Origin of the sequence: Allosphingosinicella indica (assembly GCF_900177405.1) — a bacterium.
GTDB classification, from domain to species: Bacteria; Pseudomonadota; Alphaproteobacteria; order Sphingomonadales; family Sphingomonadaceae; genus Allosphingosinicella; species Allosphingosinicella indica.
This window is the reverse complement of record NZ_LT840185.1, coordinates 1739243-1754044: the sequence shown is the minus strand read 5'-3', so window position 1 is coordinate 1754044 and position 14802 is coordinate 1739243. Positions and strand designations below refer to the sequence as shown.

Below are 14802 nucleotides of genomic sequence, written 5' to 3'. Positions count from 1 at the left end.
GCCGAGGCCTCCCCTTCTCGTTTCTGCCGTGGTGCCGGTCGCGCCTCAGCGCGGCTCGTCGACACCCGGGATGTGCGGCGCGATCTCGTCGATCTCGCTCTCGTGCACCTCGACGATACCGCGGCCGAGATGGCTCTTCCGGTAACCGTAGAGATAATAGATCACCATGCCGATCGCGCCCCAGGCGGGAAGGACAATCATCGCCTCGAACGGCAGGTTGAGGAACAGGAACAGGCAGCCCGCGATCGTCAGCGGCCCGACCAGCCACAGCGCCGGCGTCTTGAACTTGCGCGGCCGATTGGGCTCGGTCTTGCGCAGCATCATCACCGCGATGGCGACCATGAAGAACGCATAAAGCGTGCCGGCGTTGGCGATGTCCGCAAGCTGGCCGACCGGAAGGAAGGCGGCCGCGAAAGCGACGACGCCGCCGGTAATCGCGGTGACGACATAAGGCGTCTTCCACTTCGGGTGGATCTTCGACAGCCCTTCCGGCAGCAGGCCGTCACGCGACATCACGAAGAAGATGCGCGTCTGGCCGAACAGCAGGATGAGGATCACCGACGGCAGCGCCACGAAGGCGGCGATGCCGAGCATGTTGCCGATGCCCGAGAAGCCAATCTGGCGCAGAACGTGGGCGAGCGCCTCGTTCGAGCAGACCAGCATTTCCGCATATTCCGGCATCGCACACTGGCGCGCGAGCTCGGCGGAACCGGCCGGGAAGGGAATGCCGTTCGGGCCCATGATCGGCTGGCCGCCGATGGTGCCGATCGCGCCGGCGGCGACCAGAATGTAGAAAACGGTGCAGAAGAGCAGCGAGCCGATCAGTCCGATCGGCACATTCTTTTGCGGATCGCGGGTTTCTTCCGCTGCCGTCGAAACTGCGTCAAAGCCCACATAGGCGAAGAAGATCGTCGCCGCGGCGCCGACCGCGCCGACGCCCGAGCCCAGGCCGCCGAAAACGCCGGCCGGCAGGAAGGGATTGAACATCTCCGCCTCTGCGCGCGGCAGCGTCAGGATGATGAAGGCGGTAAGCGCGGTGACCTTGATGGCGACCAGCACGGCGTTGACGCGCGCCGATTCGGTTGTGCCGATCATCAACAGCCAGGTGATGAGCAGCGCGATTACGACGGCCGGCAGGTTGATGAACCCGCCCGGCGCGCCGCCCAGCGCGAGCGGCCCCGCCGCCAGGAACGCCGGCAATTGGATGCCCAGGAACTGATTCAATATCGTTCCTGTGAAATAGCCGGACCACCCGACCGACACCGCGGACGCCGCGACCGCATATTCGAGGACTAGGGCCCAGCCGACCGTCCAGGCGAGCAGCTCGCCCATGACCGAATAGGTGTAGGTGTATGCGGAGCCCGCGACCGGGATCATCGCCGCGATTTCCGCATAGCAGAGCGCTGCGACGACGCAGATCAGCCCGGCGATCGCGAAGGCGAGCATAAGGCCGGGGCCGGCCTTCTGCGCGCCGGCCGACGTCAGCACGAAGATGCCGGTGCCGATGACGCAGCCGATGCCGAAGAGCGTCAACTGGAGGGCACCGAGCGAACGATGCAGCGACTTCTTCTCGGCCGTCGCCAGAATGGCGTCGAGTGGCTTGACCCGCTCGAATTTCATGAGTTTCCCCTTATCGCGAACAAGGGCCAGCTTTGCGCCATGCCCGGAAATTGCGCGGAGCCTAGCGGCTGACGGCGGAGGCGCAATAGCGAAAGCGCGGCGCCGCGTACCGGCCTAGCGCGCGAGCATCGGCCCGAGCGGCCTCCCGGCGAAGATGTGGACGTGGAGATGGGGCACCTCCTGCCCGCTCTCGCGGCCGATGTTGGCGAGGAGGCGATAGCCGTCCGTCACCAGCCCGGCCTCCCGCGCGACATGGCCGACGGCGCGAACGAACCCCGCGATTTCCGCGTCCTCCGCGCGGGCCGAGAAATCGTCCCACGAGACATAGGCGCCCTTTGGGATCACCAGAATATGCTGCGGCGCCTGCGGATTGATGTCGTGGAAGGCGAGCGCGTGATCGTCCTCATAGACCTTCTTGCAGGGCAGCTCGCCGCGCAGGATGCGGGCAAAGATGTTGCTCTCGTCATAAGGCAGCGTCGCATCGATCGGCATGGCGGTCTCCTTTGGACGACGGCATAATCGCTGGCCCCGATGCGGCGCAACGCGCTTGACCGGCTTCCGCCCCGCGCTAGGAGTCGGCGCATGAGCGACGACGCGCCCGACAGCCTGATTCCCTATGACGAGATCGTGCAGGAGGCGCTGCGCGCGGTGGTCGGCCGTGTGCTCGGCGAGGTCGAGACGACTGGCGCGCTGCCCGGCAACCACCATTTCTACATCACCTTCAAGACCGCGGCGCCCGGCGTCGACATCCCCAAGCACCTCAAGGAACGTTTCCCGGACGAGATGACGATCGTCATCCAGAACCGCTTCTGGGAATTGAAGGTGACCGAGGAGGGCTTCGAGGTGGGTCTCAGCTTCAACCAGCTTCCCGCCAAGCTGGTGATCCCCTTCGCCGCGATCACCGGCTTCCACGATCCCGCGGTCAATTTCGCGCTCCAGTTCCATGTCCAGGGCGACGACAGCGAACCGGAAGAGCATGACGAGGCCGAGAACGACCATCCCGTCGCGGCGCCGGTAGAAGACGGATCGAACGTCGTCTCGGTGGATTTCAGCCGGAAGAAGTAGCGCGCTTCCTCTCCGCCGCTCGGGCTGAGCCTGTCGAAGCCCTGCTTTTCCCTGAAGGACAGCCCTTCGACAGGCTCAGGGCAAGCGGAGCGACAGATGACCGAAACCCGCACCGAAACCGACAGCATCGGGCCGATCGCGGTCCCTGCCGACGCCTATTGGGGCGCGCAGACGCAGCGTTCGATCGAGAATTTCCCTTTCCCGCACACCGAGCGAATGCCGATCGGCATCGTCCACGCGCTGGCGGTGGTGAAGCAGGCGGCGGCGCGGGTGAACCGCAGCCACGGCCTCGTCGCGAAGATCGCCGATGCGATCGAAGCGGCGGCAGCGGAAGTCACGGACGGCAAGCTCGACGACCAGTTCCCGCTCGTCATCTGGCAGACGGGAAGCGGCACCCAGACCAACATGAACGTCAACGAGGTGATTGCCGGCCGCGCCAACGAGGTGCTGACGGGCACGCGCGGCGGCAAGGCGCCCGTCCACCCCAACGATCACGTCAACATGTCGCAATCGTCAAACGACAGCTTCCCAACGGCGCTGCACATCGCCGCCGCGCTGGCGGGGACGCGCCGCCTGCTTCCAGCGCTCGACCGGCTCCACGATGCGCTGGCCGCCAAAGCCGAGGCGTGGGACGGGATCGTCAAGATCGGCCGCACCCATCTGCAGGATGCCACGCCGCTGACGCTGGGGCAGGAGTTCTCCGGCTATGCCAACCAGCTCTATCGCTGCCGCAAGCGGATCGAGCCGGCGCTGGAGCATGGCATGGCGCAGCTCGCGCAGGGTGGCACCGCAGTCGGCACCGGGCTCAACGCGCCGGCGGGCTTCGGCCAGGCGGTCGCGAAGGCCATAGCCGACATCACCGGCTACCGCTTCTTCACCGCCGAGAACAAGTTCGAGGCGCTGGCGTCGAACGACCCCCTCGTCCACCTCTCGGGCACGCTCAACACGCTCGCCGCCGCGCTCACCAAGATCGCCAACGACATCCGCCTGCTCGGCTCCGGCCCGCGGTCGGGGATCGGCGAGCTGGTGCTTCCGGCCAACGAGCCGGGCAGCTCGATCATGCCCGGAAAGGTCAATCCCACCCAGTGCGAGATGCTGACGATGGTCGCGGCGCAGGTGATCGGCAATCACACCGCCATCACTGTGGGCGGCTTGCAGGGGCATCTGGAGCTCAACGTGTTCAAGCCGATGATCGGCGCCGCGGTGCTGCGCTCGATCGATCTGCTCGCGGTCGGCATGGAGTGTTTCGCCACCCGCTGCGTGGACGGGCTGGAAGCGGACGAGCGGCGGATCGCCGAGCTGGTCGATCGGTCGCTGATGCTGGTGACGGCGCTGGCGCCCGAGATCGGCTACGACAATGCCGCGAAGATCGCCAAGCACGCCCACGAACAGGGGCTGACACTCAAGGAGGCAGGACTGGCGCTGGGGCTGGTCGATGCCGAGACGTTCGACCGCGTGGTGCGGCCGGAGGACATGCTGGGGCGCTAGGCCCCGCTCTGCCAGACCCGGATCGCGTCGATCGGCCAGACCAGCATCAGCACGTTGAGCGTCAGATTGTCGCGGATCACGTAGAGCGTGAGCAGCTCCAGCCCCACGCCGATCGCAGCCGTCACCCGCCACGGCAGCCGCGACGCGATGAGATAGCCAAGCGCCATCCAGCCGATGTCGGCGACCGAGTTGATGACGCTGTCGCCGGTATAACCCAGCGCCATCGTCGCGTCGCGATAGCGGTCGATCACCCAGCGGGTGTTCTCCGCCACCTCCCACGCCGCCTCAAGCGCAACCGCGGCGACGAAGCGCGGCCCGCGCGGGCCGCCCCGCCAGAGCAGCCAGAACAGGGCGTAGAACAGGAAGCCGTGGACGATGTGGCTCGGAGTGTACCAGTCGGCGAGATGCTGGCTGTTGTCGGCGCTGTGCGCCGCGCCCGCCCACAGCTTGATCGTGCCGCAAGTGCAGATCGGCGGACGGCCCATCCAGACCAGCGCGATGGCCGCTGCGAGCGTGATGCCGATCGCCATCAGCCAGTAGCGCGCCGCGATCCCGCCGCCTTTCCTCGTCCGCGCCATGCCTCTAAAGCCCCTTCATGGCCGAATTCGACAATGCGATCATCCTCGTCACCGGCGCCGCGTCCGGCATCGGGGCCGCCACCGCCCGGCTATTGGCGGAGCGCGGCGCGCGCAAGCTGATCCTCGCCGATCGAGACGAGAACCGGCTCGCCGATTTCGCCTTCTCGCTGCCGTGCGAGCGGATGCTGCTGATCGGCGACGTCGCCGACGAGGCCTTGTGGGGCAATGCCGATCTCACCGGCCTCACCCACGCCGTCGTCAATGCAGGCATCGCAGATGGCCGGACGATCGCCGACATGGAGCTTGCCGACTGGCGCCGCGTGATGAAGGTCAATCTCGACGGCGCGTTCCTGACGCTGAAGGCAGCGATGCGCGAGATGCAGGGCCGCGGCGGCGCGATCGCGCTGACCGCCTCGGCATCCGGCCTGAAAGCGGAGCCCGGCACCGGCGCCTATGGCGCTTCGAAGGCGGCGGTAATCCACCTCGCCAGGGTCGCGGCCAAGGATGGCGCGCCGCAGCGCATCCGCGTAAACGCAATCGCGCCGGGCGGGGTAGAGACGCCGATCTGGGATGGCCTCCCCTTCTTCGAGGATTTGAAGGCCAGCACCGGCGGGCGCGAACAGGCCTTCGCCGCGATGGCGGGCATGGCGACGCCGCTCGGCCGCTACGCCCAGCCGGAGGAGATCGCGGGACAGATCGCCTTTCTGCTGTCGGATGCGGCGGCGAACGTCACCGGCCAGACGCTGGTGAGCGATGGCGGTTATACGCTTTAGGGCGCTGATCGCTGCTGCGCTCGGCGGCATGGCGCTGCTGGCGGCATGGCTGGCGCTTCGCCCGGCGCCACAGCCGGACGTCGCCCCGCGCCTCCCCGATTTCGTCACTGCGCCGCCGGCCTGCGAAACGCAGGCGTTCGAGGGGTCGCACTTCACCGTCTGCCGCTACAACGCGCGGCGCGACGAGTTCCGCCTCATCCTGGCAGGGGAGGACGGACAGCCATTGCGCAGTCTCAAGGCGCTGGAACAGGCGCTCGGCCCCGATGCGGCAAGTGTTCGCTTCGCGATGAACGGCGGGATGTTCGACGATTTCGGCCAGCCGATCGGCCTATATGTCGAGGACGGCACTGAGGGGCGCGCGCTCAACCTCAAGAACGGCGCCGGCAACTTCCACCTGATGCCCAATGGCGTCTTCGCGATCGACAGTCGCGGCGCGATTTCGATCACGCCGTCGGAGCGCTTCCGCACCGCCGTTAAATCGCCGCGCTGGGCAACGCAGTCCGGGCCGATGTTGGTGATCGACGATGCCGTCCATCCGCGCTTCGAGAAGAACGGCCGCTCGCTTTACGTCCGCAATGGCGTCGGCGTGCGAGATGCCGCCACCGCTTTCTTCGTCATCAGCGAGGAAGGCGTTTCGTTCGGCCGCTTCGCCCGCTTCTTCCGCGATGCGCTGGGCTGCCCCAATGCGCTCTACCTCGACGGCAGTGTATCGAGCCTGTGGAATCCTGCTGCGGGCCGCCGCGACGCCTATTCGCGGCTCGGCCCGATGATCGTCGTCAGCCGCAAGCCTTAGAGCGGCGTAGCGTCGGCGCTGACTTCGACCACGCCCGCGGCGCTACCGTCCGGCGTCTGCGCTGCCGCGGCATTGGCCATCGACTGGTAGACCATCGACAGGCACTTCGCGAGCGCGCCCATCGCGGTGCGATTGTCCTTCAGCGCCATCGTCTCGAGCCGCTTGCCGTCCTGGCTGATGTGCATCCCATCGGCGGCGGCGAAGGAATCGAGAAAGTTGACGCCTTCCTTCTCGGCGGCGGGACTCACCGCAAAGGTCAGGCCCGGCCCGTCCTGGTCGAGGTTTTGCCGCGCGACTGCCTCCAGCGGGAACTGCGACTTGCCGTCGAAACCGACCTGCAGATCATATTTGCCGCCATCCTGCAGCGAGTTCCACGTCGGATTCTGGACGAGGAAGCGCAGGCTGTCCTCGCCGGCGCGGCCCCAGACAGAAACCGTAGTCCCGGTCGGCGTCGCAGCATGCACGAGGCAGCCATTGGGCGCGATTTCGAGCACCCACTCTCCCGGCGCCTGAACCGAGCTATTTTCTACCTGCGCCTGGGCGACCGCGATGGGCGCCGCAAGGGCAATACATGCAACCAAGTGCCTGAACATGAAGGGCTCCTGTCAGCCCCCCGCTCATGTCCGTTTCCAATTCAAACCACCGGACTCGGCTTTGGTTGCAGACCTCGCGCACCTCGCGCCGAAGCGAGCTTTTCCGGGCGACGGGTGGACAGCGCGCGCCGCAGCGCAGATAGGCGCGCTTCCGATGCGATATTTCCTAGACACCGAGTTCAACGGCTGGGGCGGCGCGCTCATCAGCCTCGCGCTGGTCCCCGAGTTCGGCGACCATGAATTTTACGCCACGCTGGATCTTCCCGATGCGCTGCATCCCTGGGTTGCGCGCAATGTCGTGCCCTTCCTGGGCCAAGTGCCGCCGGGTCATTCGCCCGCTCCGCTGTCGCGCATCGCCGCGGCCGAAGCGGTGGCCGATTATCTCGCGGCCGACCGCGACGCGACCATCGTCGCCGACTGGCCCGACGACATCGCCTATTTCTGCTCGCTGCTGGTGATCGGCGAAGGTGACATCGTGCCCATCGGCAGCTTGAAGTTCGAATTCGTCGCCAGCCCCGGCTTCAGCACCGCCAACAACAGCCGCGTCCCCCACAACGCGCTGCACGATGCGCGCGCGCTGCGCGATTTCGTGCTCGGCTGGGAGGACGACTAATCCGGCACGGCGCGCGAACTTGCCATGCGGCCATAAGACATTATTCCTGCCCCTCCCCGCCAAAACGCCAGGACCATAGCCGATGCGCGCCGCAGCCCTTCTTCCCCTCGCCGCGCTCGCCACCACGGCCTTCGCCCAGTCCGATGTCAGCCCGGTCGATCGGCTGTTCCACGAGCAGATGCTGGTGCTCGATACCCATCTCGACACGCCCGTCCTGTTCGAGCGGCCCGGCTGGCGGTTCGAGGACTGGCACGATTATGATTTCGACATGAGCCAGGTCGATCTGCCGCGCATGGAGGCGGGCGGGCTCGATGGCGGCTTCTTCGTCATCTACACGCCGCAGGGCGAAGTCTCCCCCGCCGGCTATGCCAAGGCGCGCGACGCGGCGCTCGGCCGCGCGATGGCGATCCAGCGCGTCGTCGCGGAAAACGAGGGCAAGCTCGCCCTCGCCACTACCGCCGACGATGCCGAGCGGCTCCACCGCGCCGGTAAGCGTATCGTCTACCAGAGCATCGAGAACAGCTATCCGCTGGGCGAGGATCTCGGGCTGCTCAAGACCTTCTACGACATGGGCGTGCGCATGGCCGGCCCGGTCCATTCGAAGAACAATCAGTTCGCCGATTCCACCACCGACAAGCCGCGCTGGAAGGGGCTCAGCCCGCTCGGCCGCAAATGGGTAGTGGAGATGAACCGGCTCGGCATGGTGATCGACGGCAGCCATTCCTCCGATGCGACCTTCGACGATCTTCTTGCGCTGTCCAAGACTCCGATCATCCTCTCGCACAGCGGCCCGCGCGCGATCTACGACCATCCCCGCAACCTCGACGACGCGCGGATGCGCAAGCTCGCCGCCAAGGGCGGGGTGATGCAGATCAACAGCGTGTTCCTGGGCGCCATGGACAATAGCGACGAGCGGAGCGCCATCGAGACGCGGCAGGAACGCTGGGGCCAGCTTTCGGCCGAGGAGCGCCGCGCGCTGATCGCCGACAAGGCCGCGCAGGACGCGAAGACGCCGTACACCACGGCCGATTTCGAAATGTTCATGAAATCGCTGCTTCATGCCATTTCGGTGATGGGCGTCGATCACGTCGGGCTCGGCGCCGATTGGGACGGCGGCGGAGGTGTAAAGGGCATGACCGATATCGCAGCGCTCCCGCAGGTTACCGCGCGGCTGCGGGAGGCGGGCATCGCCGATGCCGACATCGCGAAGATCATGGGGGGCAATACGCTCCGGCTGCTGCGGCAGGCCGAAGCGGCACGGGAGGCGCGCTGACCATGCCGCGCAGCCGGCCCTCTGCTTCCGCGATCGCCGCTGCCCTGCCGGATGCCGGGCAGTTGGAAGAGCTGTTTGCCAAGGTCGACGGCTTCGTCGCGGTGCTGCGCGGGCCTGATCATGTCTTCGCGATGGCCAACCGCGATTATCGCGATCTCACCGGCGGCCGCGATCTCATCGGGCGCACGGTCCGCGACGCCTTCCCGGAACTGGCCGATGCCCCTTTCTTCGAGCTGCTCGACGAAGTGCGCGACAGCGGCCGGGCCTATGTCGGCCATTCTCTCCACGTCCAGCTCAAGACCGGCGAGGGCGACGCGCTGGCGGACCGCATCCTCGATTTCGTCTACCAACCGGTATTCGACGACACCGGCGCGGTGAGCGGCATCCTGGTCGAAGGGCATGACGTTACCGAGCAGCACCACGCACTCGATGCGCTGCGCGAGAGCGAGGAGCGTTTCCGCCTGATCGCCGACAGCGCGCCGGTGCCGATGTGGGTGACGCGGATCGACCGCAAGCGCAGCTTCGTCAACCGCGCCTATGTCGATTTCCTCGGTCTGTCCTACGCCAAGGCGCGCGATCTCGACTGGCGGACCATCCTTCATCCCGACGATCACGACCGCATCGTCGCGGAGTCGATCGCTGGCGAGGCGTCGCTCAAGCCGTTCGTCCTGGAGGCGCGCTATCGGACGACGCTGGGCTGGCGCTGGATGCGGTCGATGTCGCAGCCACGCTGGGGAGCGGACGGCGCGCATGAAGGCTTCATCGGCGTCGCCCACGACGTGACCGAGGCCAAGGACGCCGAGGCAGCGCTGCGCGAAATCAATGACACGCTCGAGAAGAAGGTCGCCGAGCGGACGGCCGATCTCGTCGCGGCGCTCAACCGCGTCCAGGCCGAGATGGCGGATCGGATGCGCGCCGAGGACCAGCTTCGCCAGGCGCAGAAGATGGAGGCCGTCGGGCAGCTCACCGGCGGCATCGCGCATGATTTCAACAATCTCCTCACCCCCATCATCGGCGGGCTGGAGATGCTGCGTTCGCGCGTGGAGGATGCCCGCATGCGGCGCATGGCGGAGACCGCGCTGGAAAGCGCGCGCCGCGGCGCCAAGCTCGCCGGCCAGCTTCTCGCCTTCTCTCGCGTGCAGCGGATCAGCATGGCGCCGGTCGGGGTCAATCCGCTGGTCGCCAATATGGAAGACCTTCTCCGCCACGCGCTGGGGAGCGGCATTGCGGTCGGCATGGAGCTGGATCCGGAGGCGGGCCACGCTACTTGCGACGCCAACCAGCTCGAAAATGCGCTGCTCAACCTCGCCATCAACGCGCGCGATGCCATGCCCGAGGGCGGCCGGCTGACGATCCGGACGCGCCGCGACCGCGTCGATCATGCGATGGAGGTCGAACCCGGCGATTATGTCGCGATCGAGGTGGTCGATACCGGCGAAGGCATGAGCTCCGACGTGCTCGCCCGCGCCGTGGAGCCCTTCTTCTCGACCAAGCCGATGGGCAAGGGCACCGGCCTCGGCCTGGCGCAAGTCTACGGCATCGCGCGGCAGGCGGGCGGCACGCTGGCAATCGAGTCGGAGCCCGGCAAGGGCACGACCGTCCGGCTGCTGCTGCCGGCGGCGGAGGCGGCCGAGGCGGCGGCGGGCGGCGAGAATGCCGACGCGGGCACCCGGCGCGTCCGCGATGCCGGCACGGTGCTGGTGATCGACGACGATCCGGCGGTGCGCACCTTCCTGTCCGATTCGCTGCAGGAAATCGGCTATCGCGTCGTCTCGGCCGAAGGCGGCGCGGAAGGCCTTGAGCTGATCGAGACCGCGGAGCCGCAACTGGTCCTGCTCGATTACGCCATGCCGCAGATGCACGGCGCCGACGTCGCGCGCGAGGTGCGCAAGACGCATCCTGAACTGCCGATCGTCTTCGTGACGGGCTTTGCGGAAACCCGCCAGATCGAGGCGGTGATGGGCGCCGGCTGCGCGATCCTCAAGAAGCCCTTCACGATCGCCGATCTCGCCGCGACCGTCGAAGAGAATATCGCCGCCTGACGCCATTTCCGGTCTGCGATTGGTCCCCGAAATCGGTCCTGTCGACCGAATCGCTACTCTTGTCGCGCCGACATCGCGGCCGGTTCACGCGCCGTTTAGGGGCCGTGCTGCACAAAAGCCGCGTCAAGTGAGGCGTAAACCGATGCATATTCTGAAGAAGCTCGAGAACCCATTCGTCCTTGCCGTCAACGGCTTCGTCCTTGGCGCGGCCCTGGTGTGGACCACCGGCCTGATGCGCGACGAGCCCGCGCAGGTCGTGCCGGCGAGCGCCTCGTCCTACCAGATCCCGCAGGCCTGATTCCGCCAACGCCGGCAGCCGCTTGCGCGGCTCCGCCCCCGCGCTATAGCGGGCCGATGGTTCGCTTTTCGTTCTGCGATGTCGAATTGATGGCGTTGCCGGAGGGTGCGCTGTTCTGGCCCGGCCGCCGCGCGCTGCTGGTCGCCGATCTGCATCTCGAGAAAGCGAGCTGGTTCGCGCGGCTGGGGCAGATGCTACCCCCCTATGATTCGATCGCGACGCTGCATGCGCTGGCCGCGCTGGTTGCAGCAACGGGCGCACGCGAAATCTGGTGCCTGGGCGACAGCTTTCATGACCGGCATGGCTGCGACCGGCTTCCCGCCGAGGCGCGCGGGCTGCTGACCGGCCTCACTGCCGACACGCGTTGGACATGGATCACCGGCAATCACGATCCGGGCTTCGCCGATCATTGCGGCGGTGCGATCGTCGACGAGGCGGTGGTCGACGGGCTGGTGCTGCGGCACGAGGCCGATCCCGCCGATCCGCGGCCCGAGCTCAGCGGCCATTTCCACCCCAAGCTACGCATCAGTCTGCGCGGCCGCCGCGTCTCGCGCCGCTGTTTCGTCGCGACGCCGCGCAAGCTCATACTGCCCGCTTTCGGCGCGCTTACCGGCGGGCTCGACGCGCATCATCCCGAGATCTTGCGCGCGGTCGGCGGGGAGGCAAAGGCGCTGGTGCCGGTCGCCGACCGGCTGCTGCAATTCCCGATCGCAGCCTGAGCGGCGCTCAGGCCACATGCTCAGGCGCGGTAAAGCGCCGGAAACGCCTTCTTCAACGCCGCGACCTTCGGTCTGTCATTGACGACGATGTACGGGTGCAGCGGGTTCCGGCGCATGAAATCCTGATGATAGGCTTCGGCCGGATAGAAGGTCCCGGTCTCGATCCGGGTGACGACCGGCCTCTTATAGGCGCCTGACTTGTCCAGCTTTGCGATCCACGCCACCGCCGCCTGCTTCTGCGCTGCCGACTGCGGGAAGATCGCCGAGCGATAGCTCGGACCGACGTCCGGCCCCTGCCGGTTGAGCTCGGTTGGGTCGTGCGCCACGCGGAAATAGACTTGAAGCAGCTGATCGTAGCTGACGAGCGCGGGATCGAATACGATCTTCACCGCCTCGGCATGACGGGTCCGCTCGCTGCTGACCTTGGCATAAGTCGCATCCTCGGCGCTGCCGCCGGCATAGCCCGACACCGCCGATTTGACACCTCTCACATGCTCGAACACCGCCTCGACACCCCAGAAGCAGCCGCCGGCGAGCACCGCGGTCTGCAGCGGCGCGGCCGATGCCGGGGCCGCGGCGGCGAGCACCAGCAGGGCGATCAGCCGCTTCATGCCGCGCGGAACGTCATGGCGACGCCGTTCATGCAATAGCGGAGCCCGGTCGGCTTGGGACCATCGGGGAAGACATGGCCGAGATGCCCGCCGCACCGCGCGCAATGCACCTCGGTGCGCGCCATCATCAGGCTGCCGTCCTTGCGCGTGCCGACCGCTCCTTTGAGCGGCGCGTAGAAGCTCGGCCAGCCGGTGCGGCTGTCGAACTTGGTGGCGGAGGCGAACAGCGGCTGCGCGCACCCAGCGCACAGGAACGTCCCCTTGCGTTTCTCCTTGTCGAGCGGCGACGAGAAGGGCCGTTCGGTCGCTTCCTTCCGCAACACGGCATATTGCTGCGGGCTGAGGCGCTTGCGCCATTCGGCGTCGCTCAGCGTCACCGCATAGCCCTTCGCCCATGCGCCGGCCGGCCACGCCGCCAGCGCCGCTGTCGCTATCCCCGCCAATATCATCTCGCGCCGATCGAGCATCGAAAGCTCCTTGTCCGGCCCCCGCCAAAAAACACTTTGCGCCGCGCAGCATAGCATCGCGCCGCTTCGTCCCGAAGATACGCGCGGATGCGCCGGGCGGTTTCGGCTCAGCGCCTTGCGGACGGCCGCGCGAGCTTGGCGCGAAGCAACCCGCGCAGCATGTTGCCGATCAGGAACCCGCCGGAAAGATCTGCGCGGGTCAGTTCGGCCTCCTCCGCCTTGCCCGTTTCGATCAGTTCGGCGCGCAGCGTGCCGGGCAGCATCCCGCGGACCAGCGGCGGAGTCAGCAGCACGCCGCCGCGCTCCACGAACAGGTGAGTGAAGCTCCCCTCGGTCAGGAAGCCCTCGCCATCCTCGAAGACCGCCTCGAACGCCCCCGATGCGGCGCGGGCATCGTCGTAGAAGGCGCGATTGCTGGTCTTGTGGCGCAGGCGGAAGTCGGCGGCGTCGACAGGCAGCGGCGCGATCGCCACTGGCACGGGCTGGAACGGCGCTTCCGGCAGCGGCCGCACTTCCACCGCGATCGCGCCGCTGGGCGAAAGCCGCAGCCGCACCTTGCGCGCCTCGCGCAGCCGGAAGGTCGCGGCCTGCAATTCGTTGCGCGCGTCGTGCCGGTCGAACGCGAAGCCGAGTGTGCCCGCGCTGTCCTTCATCCGCTGCAAATGCCGGTCGAGCGCGACGATGCCTGCGACGGGATCGAACCGCATCGTCTCGAAAAGGTCGAACTTCGCCGCTTCCCCCACAAACGCTCCCTTCGCCAGGCACTCGCGCCATTCATCCTCGACGCGGCTGTCGGCGACGATCCCCGATCCCAGCCCGATCGTCGCCATCGTCTCTCCCGCTTTCATCGCCAGCGTCCGGATCGCGACGTTGAACGCGGCATCGCCGCCCGGCCCGATCGTGCCGATGGCGCCCGTGTAGACGCCGCGGGTGCGCGCTTCCAACCCCGCGATGATCTCCATCGCGCGGATCTTGGGCGCGCCGGTGATCGATCCGCATGGGAAAATCGCTTCGATGAGGTCGACCGGGCCGACGCCCGCGGCAAGATCGGCGGTGACCGTCGAGGTCATCTGGTGGACCGTCGGATAGGTCTCGATCGCATAGAGCGCCGGCACCTGCACGCTGTGCGGCCGCGCGACGCGCGACAGATCGTTGCGCAGCAAATCGACGATCATCAGATTCTCGGCGCGCTGCTTGGGATCGGCGTGGAGCGCCGCGGCGGCAGCGCGATCGGCAGCGACGCCGGGCGCGCGGACCGCGGTGCCCTTCATCGGCCGGGTGACGACATGGCCGTCCGCGAGCGTGAAGAACAGCTCCGGCGAAAAGGACAGCAGCCAGTGATCGCCGGTGTGGACCAGCGCGCCGTGCCCGCCCCCCGCACGGCGGCGGATCGCGGCATAGACTGCGCGGAGATCGCCCGCGGTCCGCACCGAAGCCGGAAAGCTGAGGTTCGCCTGATAGATGTCGCCCGCGAAGATATGCTCGATCACTTGCGCCGCGCGCGCCTCGTAATCGTCGCGCGCGACCAGCGGTTCGATGGCGCCCGCCCATCCCGCTGCCGGATCAGGCAGGAAAGCATCCGCATCGACCGGCTCGGCGCGGTCGAACAACCCGAACCAGAGCAACGGCTGCTCACCCTCGCCCGCCAGCGGAGCGAGCTTCGGCTCCAGCGCATAGCCAGCTTCGTAGGACAGAAACCCCGCAGCATGACGACCGCCGAGATCGCGCAGCCGCTCCAGCGCCGGCCGCACCTCGTCCGGCCGGTGCGCCACGACGATCTCCGCCGGATCGCGATACAGCGTCGCCCGCCCGCCCGGCCGCGCATCGTCGATCAGCACGAAGGCCATGTCAGCCCCCTCCCCCTCGGCC

At 67.4% G+C, this 14802-nt stretch carries 16 protein-coding genes; 9 read left to right on the top strand and 7 right to left on the bottom strand.

The window, feature by feature from the left end:
- Positions 1–45: 45 nt before the first annotated feature.
- Positions 46–1620 (bottom strand): amino acid permease, encoded by a 1575-nt coding sequence (locus B9N75_RS08640; RefSeq protein ID WP_085218428.1) that lies wholly within the window; start codon positions 1618–1620, stop codon positions 46–48.
- A 114-nt stretch (positions 1621–1734) separates the two neighbouring features.
- Positions 1735–2112, bottom strand: coding sequence for a histidine triad nucleotide-binding protein (locus B9N75_RS08635; protein ID WP_085218427.1), 378 nt, complete (start codon positions 2110–2112; stop codon positions 1735–1737).
- Between the two features lie 90 nt (positions 2113–2202).
- Between B9N75_RS08635 and B9N75_RS08630 the strand changes: the two genes are divergently transcribed.
- A complete protein-coding gene (locus B9N75_RS08630; RefSeq protein ID WP_085218426.1) occupies positions 2203–2685 on the top strand; it encodes an SspB family protein in 483 nt (160 codons plus the stop codon).
- Positions 2686–2781: 96 nt separating this feature from the next.
- Complete coding sequence (gene fumC / locus B9N75_RS08625; protein WP_085218425.1) at positions 2782–4173, top strand: class II fumarate hydratase; 1392 nt, start codon at positions 2782–2784, stop codon at positions 4171–4173.
- Here the strand turns inward: fumC and B9N75_RS08620 are convergent.
- Entirely contained in the window at positions 4170–4751 is a 582-nt protein-coding gene (locus B9N75_RS08620; RefSeq protein ID WP_085218424.1) for a DUF2585 domain-containing protein, read from the bottom strand. The genes fumC and B9N75_RS08620 overlap by 4 nt on opposite strands.
- 17 nt (positions 4752–4768) lie before the next feature.
- On the opposite strand from B9N75_RS08620, the gene B9N75_RS08615 reads away from it, so the two are divergent.
- The gene (locus B9N75_RS08615; protein ID WP_085218423.1) at positions 4769–5524 is read left to right on the top strand and encodes an SDR family NAD(P)-dependent oxidoreductase; all 756 of its coding nucleotides are present in this window, start codon (positions 4769–4771) and stop codon (positions 5522–5524) included.
- Complete coding sequence (locus B9N75_RS08610; RefSeq protein WP_085218422.1) at positions 5505–6317, top strand: phosphodiester glycosidase family protein; 813 nt, start codon at positions 5505–5507, stop codon at positions 6315–6317. The genes B9N75_RS08615 and B9N75_RS08610 overlap by 20 nt, the downstream gene beginning before the upstream one ends.
- Here B9N75_RS08610 and B9N75_RS08605 read toward each other — a convergent pair.
- A complete protein-coding gene (locus tag B9N75_RS08605; RefSeq protein ID WP_085218421.1) occupies positions 6314–6811 on the bottom strand; it encodes a hypothetical protein in 498 nt (165 codons plus the stop codon). The genes B9N75_RS08610 and B9N75_RS08605 overlap by 4 nt on opposite strands.
- 253 nt (positions 6812–7064) lie before the next feature.
- Between B9N75_RS08605 and B9N75_RS08600 the strand changes: the two genes are divergently transcribed.
- The 5 genes from B9N75_RS08600 (at position 7065) to pdeM (ending at position 11855) form a co-directional block, all read left to right on the top strand.
- A complete protein-coding gene (locus B9N75_RS08600) occupies positions 7065–7523 on the top strand; it encodes a hypothetical protein (protein WP_085218420.1) in 459 nt (152 codons plus the stop codon).
- Between the two features lie 82 nt (positions 7524–7605).
- Positions 7606–8796 carry a dipeptidase gene (locus tag B9N75_RS08595; protein WP_085218419.1) on the top strand — a complete coding sequence of 397 codons (1191 nt, stop codon included), beginning with the start codon at positions 7606–7608 and terminating at the stop codon, positions 8794–8796.
- Positions 8797–8798: 2 nt separating this feature from the next.
- On the top strand, positions 8799–10838 hold the full coding sequence (locus B9N75_RS08590; RefSeq protein WP_085218418.1) for a hybrid sensor histidine kinase/response regulator: 2040 nt from the start codon (positions 8799–8801) through the stop codon (positions 10836–10838).
- 142 nt (positions 10839–10980) lie between these two features.
- Positions 10981–11136 (top strand): hypothetical protein, encoded by a 156-nt coding sequence (locus B9N75_RS13995; RefSeq protein ID WP_157123757.1) that lies wholly within the window; start codon positions 10981–10983, stop codon positions 11134–11136.
- A gap of 56 nt (positions 11137–11192) precedes the next feature.
- The gene (gene pdeM / locus B9N75_RS08585; RefSeq protein WP_085218417.1) at positions 11193–11855 is read left to right on the top strand and encodes a ligase-associated DNA damage response endonuclease PdeM; all 663 of its coding nucleotides are present in this window, start codon (positions 11193–11195) and stop codon (positions 11853–11855) included.
- A gap of 20 nt (positions 11856–11875) precedes the next feature.
- Here pdeM and msrA read toward each other — a convergent pair whose 3' ends face one another.
- From msrA to pabB, 3 genes are all read right to left on the bottom strand, one after another.
- Positions 11876–12466: a peptide-methionine (S)-S-oxide reductase MsrA gene (gene msrA, locus B9N75_RS08580; protein ID WP_085218416.1), complete on the bottom strand. Its 591-nt coding sequence runs from the start codon at positions 12464–12466 to the stop codon at positions 11876–11878.
- Complete coding sequence (gene msrB / locus B9N75_RS08575) at positions 12463–12933, bottom strand: peptide-methionine (R)-S-oxide reductase MsrB (RefSeq protein ID WP_085218415.1); 471 nt, start codon at positions 12931–12933, stop codon at positions 12463–12465. The genes msrA and msrB overlap by 4 nt, the downstream gene beginning before the upstream one ends.
- Positions 12934–13040: 107 nt before the next feature.
- Positions 13041–14780 (bottom strand): aminodeoxychorismate synthase component I, encoded by a 1740-nt coding sequence (gene pabB / locus B9N75_RS08570; protein ID WP_172840857.1) that lies wholly within the window; start codon positions 14778–14780, stop codon positions 13041–13043.
- Positions 14781–14802 lie beyond the last annotated feature (22 nt).